This is a genomic window from Micromonospora globispora (assembly GCF_003857015.1).
Classification (GTDB): Bacteria; Actinomycetota; Actinomycetes; order Mycobacteriales; family Micromonosporaceae; genus Micromonospora; species Micromonospora globispora.
Genome location: NZ_QGGF01000131.1, coordinates 1 through 7,814 on the forward strand (window position 1 = coordinate 1; position 7,814 = coordinate 7,814).

Annotated in this window: 6 protein-coding genes; 4 read left to right on the plus strand and 2 right to left on the minus strand. The window is 71.5% G+C overall.

Going from position 1 to position 7,814, the window contains the following annotated elements; genetic code table 11:
- A partial coding sequence (gene cobA, locus DKL51_RS04695; protein ID WP_124811768.1) for a uroporphyrinogen-III C-methyltransferase occupies nt 1-813 on the plus strand: 813 nt, incomplete at its 5' end.
- Between the two features lie 298 nt (nt 814-1,111).
- Here cobA and otsB read toward each other — a convergent pair.
- Both otsB and DKL51_RS04705 read right to left on the minus strand, forming a co-directional pair.
- On the minus strand, nt 1,112-3,712 hold the full coding sequence (gene otsB / locus DKL51_RS04700) for a trehalose-phosphatase (RefSeq protein ID WP_109947939.1): 2,601 nt from the start codon (nt 3,710-3,712) through the stop codon (nt 1,112-1,114).
- A complete protein-coding gene (locus DKL51_RS04705) occupies nt 3,709-5,109 on the minus strand; it encodes an alpha,alpha-trehalose-phosphate synthase (UDP-forming) (RefSeq protein WP_109947940.1) in 1,401 nt (466 codons plus the stop codon). The genes otsB and DKL51_RS04705 overlap by 4 nt, the downstream gene beginning before the upstream one ends.
- Nucleotides 5,110-5,509: 400 nt before the next feature.
- Between DKL51_RS04705 and ettA the strand changes: the two genes are divergently transcribed.
- The 3 genes from ettA to DKL51_RS37645 all read left to right on the plus strand — a co-directional run.
- Nucleotides 5,510-7,186, plus strand: coding sequence for an energy-dependent translational throttle protein EttA (gene ettA, locus DKL51_RS04710; RefSeq protein WP_109947941.1), 1,677 nt, complete (start codon nt 5,510-5,512; stop codon nt 7,184-7,186).
- 13 nt (nt 7,187-7,199) lie between these two features.
- Nucleotides 7,200-7,646: an acyl-CoA thioesterase gene (locus DKL51_RS04715; protein WP_109947942.1), complete on the plus strand. Its 447-nt coding sequence runs from the start codon at nt 7,200-7,202 to the stop codon at nt 7,644-7,646.
- A partial coding sequence (locus DKL51_RS37645) for a DUF8010 domain-containing protein (protein WP_498070876.1) occupies nt 7,643-7,814 on the plus strand: 172 nt, incomplete at its 3' end. The genes DKL51_RS04715 and DKL51_RS37645, both read left to right, overlap by 4 nt.

The following is a 7,814-nucleotide window of genomic DNA, read 5'->3' on the forward strand; positions in this document are numbered from 1 at the left end:
TCCCTTCACGGTGATCAGCTCCGGATCGCCGGGGCCGCGGTCGGCCGGGTGGCGCTGGTGGGCGCCGGCCCCGGCGATCCGGAGCTGATCACCGTGAAGGGATGGCGGCTGCTCACCGAGGCGGACGTGGTGGTCGCCGACCGGCTGGTGCCCGGGCTGCTTCTGGACGAGCTGCGCCCCGACGTCGAGCTGGTCGACGCCTCCAAGATCCCGTACGGCCCGGCGCGCGCCCAGGAGGAGATCAACCGGATCCTGGTCGACCGGGCCCTGGCCGGCAAGGTCGTGGTCCGGCTGAAGGGCGGCGACCCGTACGTCTTCGGGCGGGGCGGGGAGGAGCTGCTGGCCTGCGCGGAGGCCGGCGTACCGGTGACCGTGGTGCCCGGGGTGACCAGCGCGATCGCGGTACCGGCGGCGGCCGGCGTCCCGGTCACCCACCGCGCGGTGGCGCACGAGTTCACCGTGGTCTCCGGTCACGTCGCGCCCGACTCGCCGGCCTCGCTGGTGCGTTGGGACGCCCTGGCGGGGCTGCGCGGCACGCTGGTCATCCTGATGGGTCTGAAGAACCTGGCCGCGATCACCGCGACGCTGATCGAACACGGCCGCCCGGCGGAGACGCCGGCCGCCGTGGTGCAGGAGGGTACGACCGGCGGGCAGCGGGTGCTGCGTTCGACGCTCGGCGCGGTGGCCCGGGACGTGGTCGCTGCCGGGCTGCGGCCGCCGGCCGTGGTGGTCGTCGGCGACGTGGTCGACGCCCTCGCTCCGGCCGAGGCGGGCCCGCGTGGAGTCGAGGCAGCTCCGGACCACCCGGCCTGATCGCCGCCCCTGACGGCCGCCCGGGCCCGGGTCCCGCCGAATCGGGCCGCTGGCGTCGCCGGGGTCCCGGCCACGGGACGGCGCGGACCTCAGCTCCTGACCGTGCGGGTGCCGCCGGACGACCGGCCACCCGTAGAGCACTGGTGGCGTCCTTGGCTCTGCGCCACGGGAAGCCGCCGCCGCCCTGCGGTGAATGGCCGGCAACATGACCGCGGGCAGCGCCGCGCAAGCGCGCCACAGCAGCACAAACGGCGGCGGCGGGAGACAAGGTCTCCCGCCGCCGTCGTCGAAGGTCAGCTCACTGCTTGAGCATGCCGTCCATCAGCAGGGCGCAGCGGATCAGACCGAGGTGGCTGTACGCCTGCGGGTGGTTGCCCAACCCGCGCTCGGCGAGCGGGTCGTACTGCTCGGGGAGCAGCCCCGTCGGGCCGGCGGTCTTCACCATCTGGCGGAACAGCTCCTCGGCGTCAGCCCGGCGCCCGGTGCGCAGGTACGCCTCGATCAGCCAGGCCGTGCAGATGTGGAAGCCGCCCTCCCGGCCGGGCAGGCCGTCGTCCCAGTGGTACCGGTAGACGACCGGGCCGCTGCGCAGGTCCGCCTCGATCTTGAGCACGGTCGACAGGAAGCGCGGGTCGTCCCCCGGAAGCAGCCCGGACAGGCCGATCCAGAGTGACGACGCGTCGCTCTCGTCGTGCCCGTACGCGACGCTGTACGCCTCGGCCTCCTCGTGCCAGCCGTACTCCAGCACGTTGGCGCCGATCCGGTCGCGCAGCTCCACCCACTCCGGCCGGTCCTCGTGGCCGTGCTGCCGCACCACGTGCAGCGCCCGGTCCACGGTCATCCAGCACATGACCTTGGAGAAGATGTGGTGCCGCGGAGGGAGGCGGGCCTCCCAAATGCCGTGGTCGGGCTCGTGCCAGCGGCGGCTGACCGCCTCGACCATGTTCTCCAGCACCCGCCACTCGTCGTCCCGGACCGAGCCCCGGGCGTCCGCCACCGCGGCGATCAGGTCGGCGACGGGACCGAAGACGTCGAGCTGGAGCTGGTGGTTGGCCAGGTTGCCGACTCGGACCGGCCGGGAGCCGGCGTACCCGGGCAGGGTGTCGATGACCGCCTCGGCGCCCAGTTCGTACCCGTCGACGGTGTAGAGCGGGTGCAGCCGCTCCGGGTGCCCGCCGGTGCGCTCCACGACGCCGTCGATCCAGCGCAGCAGCGCCTCCGCCTCGGTGGTCGAGCCGAGGTCGACCAGCGCCCGGGCGGTCAACGCCGCGTCCCGCAGCCAGCAGTAGCGGTAGTCCCAGTTCCGGACGCCGCCCAGTTCCTCGGGGAGCGAGGTCGTTGCCGCCGCCAGGATCGAGCCGCTGGCCTCGTGGCAGAGCCCCCGGAGGGTGAGCGCACTGCGGACGACCAGGTCCCGGGAGGTGCTGGGCAGCCGCAGGCTGGCCACCCAGTCCTTCCAGGGCTGCTCGGCGGCGGCCTGCCGCTCGTGGATCGGCACCCGGTGGTGCTCCAGGCTCTGCGTACCGAAGCGCAGTTCCAGCACCACCTGCCCGCCGGCGGCGGAGAGGTCCACCGTTGCCGTCGCGGTCTCGTTTACTCCGTCGCTGCGGATCTCCCACTCGACGCCCGGCGAGTAGAGCGCGACCGGTTCGTTGGAGCCGAGCACCAGCAGACCATCGTCGAGCGGTTGGAGCTGCACGGCGACCTGGCCGAACTCGGGCCGGGGGGCGAACTCCAGATGCGCCCGGCCGGAGCCGGTGAGCACCCGGACCAGAGTCGAGTCGCCGGTGATGATGGCCGGACCGTCCGGGGTGGTCTCCGCCGCCGGCAGGTCCAGCCAGTCGGTGACCGTCAGGCCGGACCAGCGGGTCTCCACGGTCATGGTGCCGGTGCGGTAACGCTGCCCGAGCGGAATGCCGCCCCGCTGCGGCGACACGCTGAAGTGCCCGGCGGGGGCGCCGCCGACCAGATCGGCGAAGATCGCCGCCGAGTCGGGCTTGGGGTGGCAGAGCCAGGTGACCTTGGCTTCCGGGGTCAGCAGCGCGATCGTCCGGCCGTTGGCGAGCATCGAGTGCCGCTCGATCGGCACGGCCCGCTCGCCGAAGAGCCAGTTCCGGCGGGTCTCCAGCAGCAGCGCGAGCGCTCGGGCGGCCTCGATCGGCTCCGTGACCCGGTAGCCCGCCTTCGTGTCGCCAAGGCCGATCTTGATGCCGACGTCGGGGCCGTGCAGGTTGCCGAAGGCGTTCTCGTCGGTGACGTCGTCACCGATGAAGAGCACCGCGCTGGCGGACAGCTGGGTGCGGAGCTGGTCGAGGGCGGTGCCCTTGTGGGTGGCCACCACCGACAGCTCGATGACCTCCTTGCCGTGGGTCACCGTCACCTCGTTCCAGGTGGCGGGGCCGGTGCGGACCGCCTCGATGGCCGAGGCCGCGACCTGCGGGTCCACCCCACGGGTGTGCACGGCGACGCTGGCCGGCTTGCGTTCGAGGCGTACGCCGGGGTGGGCCGCGGCGATCTCGCGCAGCTCGTTGCGGAGCCGGGTGCGGACCGCGATCAGCTCGGGGGAGAGCCGCTCGACGAAGCCGATGTCGAACTCGGAGCCGTGGCTGCCGACCAGGTGCACCTCGCTGGGCAGCCGGGAGAGCGCGGCCAGGTCGCGCAGCGCCCGGCCGGAGACCACCGCGACGCTGGTCTGCGGGAGCGCGGCCAGGGCGCGGATGGCGGCCACCGACTCCGGCAGCGGGACGGCCTTGGTCGGGTCCTCGACGATCGCGGCGATGGTGCCGTCGTAGTCGCAGGCGACGAGGAGCTGGGGGACCCGGGCGATCCGGCCGATGGCGGCGCGCAGCGTGGGGTCGAGCGGCCCGCCGTGACGGGTGGTGGGGGCGGGGGAGTTCACGCGGCCTCCGCATCGGGCACGCCGAGTTCGGTCAGGAAGGACTTGGCCCAGTGGCCCACGTCGTGGGTCCGCAGGTGGCGCTGCATTATCCGCATCCGGCGGCGGGCCTCGGGTTTCTCCACGTGCACGGCGCGCAGCAGCGCGTCCTTGACCGCGTCCGGGTCGTGCGGGTTGCACAGGAAGGCCTGGCGCAGCTCGGTCGCGGCGCCGGCGAATTCACTGAGCACGAGCGCGCCGCCCTGGTCGGCGCGCGATGCCACGTACTCCTTGGCCACCAGATTCATTCCGTCTCGCAGCGGGGTCACCATCATCACGTCGGCCGCGACGTACATCGCGGCCAGTTCGGAGCGACTGTACGACTGATGCAGATAATGCACCGCCGGCACGCCGACCCGTCCGAATTCACCATTAATCCGACCAACCTCGCGTTCCACCTTGACGCGAAGTGCCTGGTAGTGCTCCACGCGCTCTCGGCTCGGGGTGGCCACCTGCACCATAACCGCGTCGGGAACTGTCAACTTTCCGTCAGCCAGAAGTTCGCGGAACGCCTTGAGCCGCAGCTCGATGCCCTTCGTGTAGTCGAGCCGGTCCACGCCCAGGATGATCGTCTTCGGGTTGCCCAGTTCCTCGCGGATCTGCTTGGCCCGGGCCTGGATCGCCGGGTCGGCGGCCATCCGCTCCATCTCCCTCGTGTCGATGGAGATGGGGAAGGCGCCGGCCTTCACCTGGCGGCCGTCGACCTGGATCATCTGCCCCTCGTACCGCAGGCCGAGCAGGTGCCGGGCCAGCCGGACGAAGTTCTGCGCCGCCAGCCGCTGCTGGAAGCCGACCAGATCCGCGCCGAGCAGTCCGCGCAGGATCTCGGTGCGGAACGGCATCTGCATGAACAACTCGATCGGCGGGAACGGGATGTGCAGGAAGAAGCCGATCCGCAGGTCCGGACGCAGCTCGCGGAGCATCGCCGGGACCAGCTGGAGCTGGTAGTCCTGCACCCACACCGTCGCGCCCTCGGCCGCGACCTCCGCCGCGGCCTCCGCGAACCGGGCGTTCACCAGCCGGTACGCCTCGCGCCAGCGGCGCTTGTAGGCCGGGGTCTCGACAGCGTCGTGGTAGAGCGGCCAGATCGTCGCGTTGGACTGCCCCTCGTAGTAGCGCTCCAGCTCCTCGGCGCTCAGCGGCACCGGGTGCAGTCGGATGCCCTCCAGGTCGAACGGCTCGGGCGCCGCGCCCGTGCCGCCGGCCCAGCCGACCCAGGTGCCCTGTTGTTCGGCGAGGACGGGATGCAGCGCGGTGACGAGGCCGCCGGGGCTCCGTCGCCACTGCCGTCCTTCCGGTGTGCTCACCTCGTCGACCGGCAGACGGTTCGCCACTACGACAAAGGAGCTACGGACGGTCACGATCGGCCACCTCCGGGTGCTGACGGGTCCACCGCGATGAGCGTACTGAGCCTAGCTGCGGCGTCTGCGGCCCCGTGACGGTCTTACCTACCCGTCCCACGCCCGTCGAACCACACCCGTGATCTTGCCGACATCCGCTGGTCGATGGTGGTGGATCGGCTACTTCTCGGCACCCCGGCAGCCGACACCGCGCCGCTTGCGCCGGTCGGTCGCGATCGGCGGGAACAAAGGACGCGCCGGATGGCGCTGGACGGGGTGATGTGGGCGTAGCGCGCCGTACCTGTCAGGATTGACGACGGCGTGCGCGCGGCCGGCTGCTGGCCGGCGGCGGCGGGCGGAAGTCGCAGCCCGCGCCCGCGCCCCAAGCTCGCGATCGCAACCGACGGAGGTAGCCCGCACCGTGGCCCAGTTCATCTACGTCCTGGAAAAGGCGCGCAAGGCGCACGGCGACAAGGTCGTGCTCGACAACGTGACGCTGAACTTCCTGCCGGGGGCCAAGATCGGTGTGGTCGGTCCGAACGGCGCCGGTAAGTCCAGCCTGCTCAAGATCATGGCAGGGTGGGACCAGCCGAGCAACGGCGAGGCCCGCCTCATGCCCGGCTACACCGTCGGCATGCTGGCGCAGGAGCCGCCGCTGAACGACGCCAAGACCGTCCTCGGCAACATCGAGGAGGCCGTCGCCGAGACCAAGGCCAAGCTGGAGCGGTTCAACAAGATCGCCGAGCAGATGGCCACGGACTACTCCGACGGGCTGATGGAGGAGATGGGCAAGCTCCAGGAGGAGCTGGACCACGCCGACGCCTGGGACATCGACTCCAAGCTCGAGCTGGCCATGGACGCCCTGCGGTGCCCGCCGCCGGACGCCGACGTCACCCAGCTCTCCGGTGGTGAGCGCCGCCGGGTGGCGCTGTGCAAGCTGCTGCTGGAGACGCCCGACCTGCTGCTGCTCGACGAGCCCACCAACCACCTGGACGCGGAGAGCGTGCAGTGGCTCGAGCAGCACCTGGCCAAGTACGCCGGCACCGTCATCGCCATCACCCACGACCGGTACTTCCTCGACAACGTGGCCAACTGGATCCTCGAGCTGGACCGCGGCCGGGCCTACCCGTACGAGGGCAACTACTCCACCTACCTGGAGAAGAAGGCCGCCCGGCTGGCCGTCGAGGGCCGCCGCGACGCCAAGATGAAGAAGCGCCTCTCCGAGGAGCTGGAGTGGGTCCGCTCCAACGCCAAGGCCCGGCAGACCAAGTCCAAGGCCCGCCTCGACCGGTACGAGGAGATGGCCACCGAGGCCGAGAAGACCCGCAAGCTGGACTTCGAGGAGATCCAGATCCCGCCGGGCCCGCGCCTGGGCAGCACGGTGATCGAGGCCAACCAGCTCAATAAGGCCTTCGGCGACCGGGTGCTCATCGACGACCTGAGCTTCTCGCTGCCGCGCAACGGCATCGTCGGCGTCATCGGCCCGAACGGTGTCGGTAAGACCACCCTGTTCAAGACCATCGTCGGGCTGGAGGAGCCGACCGACGGCTCGGTCAGGGTCGGCGAGACCGTCTCGCTGTCGTACGTCGACCAGAGCCGGGCCGGCCTGGCCGGTGACAAGACGGTCTGGGAGACGGTCTCCGACGGGCTGGACCACCTCATGGTGGGCAAGGTCGAGATGCCGTCCCGGGCGTACATCGCGGCGTTCGGCTTCAAGGGGCCGGACCAGCAGAAGCCGACCAAGGTACTCTCCGGCGGTGAGCGCAACCGGCTGAACCTGGCCCTGACCCTGAAGATCGGCGGCAACGTCATCCTGCTCGACGAGCCCACCAACGACCTGGACGTGGAGACGCTCGGCAGCCTGGAGAACGCGCTGCTGGAATTCCCCGGCTGCGCCGTGGTCATCTCCCACGACCGGATGTTCCTGGACCGGGTCGCCACGCACATCCTGGCCTGGGAGGGCGACGACCAGAACCCGGCCAAGTGGTTCTGGTTCGAGGGCAACTTCGATGCGTACGAGAAGAACAAGATCGACCGGCTCGGCGCCGAGGCGGCCCGTCCGCACCGGGTGACCTACCGCAAGCTCACCCGCGACTGACCGGGGCCGACCCTTGTCTGACCGGTTCGTCTATCACTGCACGTTGCGCTGGTCCGACCTGGACGCGTACGGCCACGTCAACAACTCGCGCTTCCTCACCCTTTACGAGGAGGCGCGGGTGGCGTTGATGTTCGCCGGTGGCCGGGCGTGGGGAGTGGGCTCGTTCGCCGACGGGGTGGTCATCCGCCGGCACGAGGTCGACTACCTGCGCCCGGTCGACTACGCGCTCGGCCGGTCCACCGCGGAGACCGCCCCGACCGTCCGGATCGAGCTCTGGGTGGAGCAGATCCGGGCCGCGTCGTTCACCGTCGCCTACGAGCTGTACGACGGCGACGTGCTGGCGAGCACGGCCCGCTCGGTGCTCGTCCCGTTCGACCTGACCCGGCAGCAGCCCCGGCGGATCAGCGCGGAGGAACGCGCCTTCCTGCTCCGGTACGCGCCGGGGGAGACCGCGGCGTGAGCGGGGCGGCCGACGCCCGGAACGAGGGGCACGGCCTCGTCGGGGTCGCGGACGCGGGCGCCTTCCTGGCCCGGCTGGTCCGGCTGGACCCGGCCGCGGTGGTCCGCCTCCGGCCCGTGCCCGGAGCGGGCCGTACGGCGCTCTGGGCCCGGCTGCCCTGGGGGGTGC